Here is a 1,104-nt window from a genome sequence, read left to right as displayed (position 1 = left end):
GGAGAGTCGAAGTAACCAGGTGGCTGGAACTGTTTATTAAAAACACAGCACTGTGCAAAATCGAAAGATGACGTATACGGTGTGACGCCTGCCCGGTGCCGGAAGGTTAATTGATTGGGTTATCTTCGGAGAAGCTCATGATCGAAGCCCCGGTAAACGGCGGCCGTAACTATAACGGTCCTAAGGTAGCGAAATTCCTTGTCGGGTAAGTTCCGACCTGCACGAATGGCGTAATCATGGCCACACTGTCTCCACCCGAGACTCAGTGAAATTGAAATTGCGGTTAAGATGCCGTATACCCGCGGCTAGACGGAAAGACCCCGTGAACCTTTACTATAGCTTGACAGTGAACATTGCTCCTACATGTGTAGGATAGGTGGGAGACTATGAAACCATGTCGCCAGATGTGGTGGAGTCTACCTTGAAATACCACCCTTGTATGCGTGATGTTCTAACCTAGGGCCCTAATCGGGCTTGGGGACACTGTCTGGTGGGTAGTTTGACTGGGGCGGTCTCCTCCTAAAGAGTAACGGAGGAGCACGAAGGTTGGCTAAGTACGGTCGGACATCGTACGGTTAGTGCAATGGCATAAGCCAGCTTAACTGCGAGACAGACACGTCGAGCAGGTACGAAAGTAGGTCATAGTGATCCGGTGGTTCTGTATGGAAGGGCCATCGCTCAACGGATAAAAGGTACTCCGGGGATAACAGGCTGATACCGCCCAAGAGTTCATATCGACGGCGGTGTTTGGCACCTCGATGTCGGCTCATCACATCCTGGGGCTGAAGTCGGTCCCAAGGGTATGGCTGTTCGCCATTTAAAGTGGTACGCGAGCTGGGTTTAGAACGTCGTGAGACAGTTCGGTCCCTATCTGCCGTGGGCGTTTGAGAATTGAAGAGGGCTGCTCCTAGTACGAGAGGACCGGAGTGGACGAACCGCTGGTGTTCGGGTTGTTATGCCAATAGCATTGCCCGGTAGCTACGTTCGGAACTGATAACCGCTGAAAGCATCTAAGCGGGAAGCAGGCTTTGAGATGAGTTCTCACTGGAGCTTTAAGCTCCCTAAAGGGTCGTTGGAGACTACAACGTTGATAGGTTGGGTGTG

The 1,104-nt window shown here is 51.9% G+C and carries 1 rRNA gene; it reads left to right on the top strand.

Going from position 1 to position 1,104, the window contains the following annotated elements:
- Window positions 1-1,104, top strand: a 23S ribosomal RNA gene (locus tag ESZ39_RS17545); the annotation flags it as partial.

The organism is Colwellia sp. C1TZA3 (genome assembly GCF_007954265.1).
Classification (GTDB): domain Bacteria; phylum Pseudomonadota; class Gammaproteobacteria; order Enterobacterales; family Alteromonadaceae; genus Cognaticolwellia.
This window is presented reverse-complemented; position numbering and strand designations above follow the sequence as displayed.